General features: G+C 53.9%; 1 rRNA gene. It reads right to left on the reverse strand.

Going from position 1 to position 1,715, the window contains the following annotated elements:
* Positions 1 to 13: 13 nt before the first annotated feature.
* Positions 14 to 1,715, reverse strand: a 23S ribosomal RNA gene (locus tag D829_RS34285); the annotation flags it as partial.

Consider the following 1,715-nt stretch of genomic DNA (forward strand, 5'->3'; position numbering starts at 1 on the left):
TTACAACTTGCTATTGGATAAGCCCTCGACCGATTAGTACTGGTCAGCTCCATGCATTGCTGCACTTCCACCCCCAGCCTATCTACCTCGTCGTCTTCAAGGGGTCTTACATACTGGGAAATCTCATCTTGAGGGGGGCTTCACGCTTAGATGCTTTCAGCGTTTATCCCTTCCGTACATAGCTACCCAGCGGTGCTCCTGGCGGAACAACTGGTACACCAGCGGTACGTCCATCCCGGTCCTCTCGTACTAAGGACAGCTCCTCTCAAATTTCCTACGCCCACGACAGATAGGGACCGAACTGTCTCACGACGTTCTGAACCCAGCTCGCGTACCGCTTTAATGGGCGAACAGCCCAACCCTTGGGACCTACTTCAGCCCCAGGATGCGATGAGCCGACATCGAGGTGCCAAACCTCCCCGTCGATGTGGACTCTTGGGGGAGATAAGCCTGTTATCCCCAGGGTAGCTTTTATCCGTTGAGCGATGGCCCTTCCATGCGGTACCACCGGATCACTAAGCCCGACTTTCGTCCCTGCTCGACTTGTAGGTCTCGCAGTCAAGCTCCCTTATGCCTTTGCACTCTTCGAATGATTTCCAACCATTCTGAGGGAACCTTTGGGCGCCTCCGTTACTCTTTAGGAGGCGACCGCCCCAGTCAAACTGCCCACCTGACACTGTCCCCGCACCGGATTACGGTACCAGGTTAGAACCTAGATACGATCAGGGTGGTATCCCAACGTTGCCTCCACACAAGCTGGCGCTCATGTCTCTTCAAAGGCTCCCACCTATCCTGTACAGATCGTACCCAAATTCAATATCAAGCTGCAGTAAAGCTCCATGGGGTCTTTCCGTCTTGTCGCGGGTAACCTGCATCTTCACAGGTATTAAAATTTCACCGGATCTCTCGTTGAGACAGCGCCCAAGTCGTTACGCCATTCGTGCGGGTCAGAATTTACCTGACAAGGAATTTCGCTACCTTAGGACCGTTATAGTTACGGCCGCCGACTGGGGCTTCGGTTCACAGCTTCGGATTGCTCCTAACCACTCCCCTTAACCTTCCAGCACCGGGCAGGCGTCAGCCCGTATACTTCGCCTTACGGCTTCGCACAGACCTGTGTTTTTGCTAAACAGTCGCTTGGGCCTTTTCACTGCGGCCCCCTCGTGCTATTCACACTACCGGGGCACCCCTTCTCCCGAAGTTACGGGGTCATTTTGCCGAGTTCCTTAACGAGAGTTCTTCCGCGCGCCTTAGAATACTCTTCTCGCCTACCTGTGTCGGTTTGCGGTACGGGCACCTTCACCTGGCTAGAGGCTTTTCTTGGCAGTGTGAGATCATGACCTTCGCTACTACAATTTTCGCTCCCCATCACAGCTCAGCCTTACAATGTGCGGATTTGCCTACACATCAGCCTTACTGCTTAGACGGACATCCATCAGTCCGCGTCACTACCCTACTGCGTCCCCCCATTGCTCATAACGGCTTACGGTGGTACAGGAATTTCGACCTGTTGTCCTTCGACTACGCCTTTCGGCCTCGCCTTAGGTCCCGACTTACCCTGAGCGGACGAGCCTTCCTCAGGAACCCTTAGGCTTTCGGCGGATCAAGATTCTCACTTGATCTTTTCGTTACTCATACCGGCATTCTCACTTGTATAATGTCCAGCGCTCCTTACGGTACACCTTCAACCCTTATACAACGCTCCCCTACCCCTG

It is taken from the genome of Paenibacillus sp. PAMC 26794 (assembly GCF_000316035.1).
Classification (GTDB): domain Bacteria; phylum Bacillota; class Bacilli; order Paenibacillales; family Paenibacillaceae; genus Paenibacillus.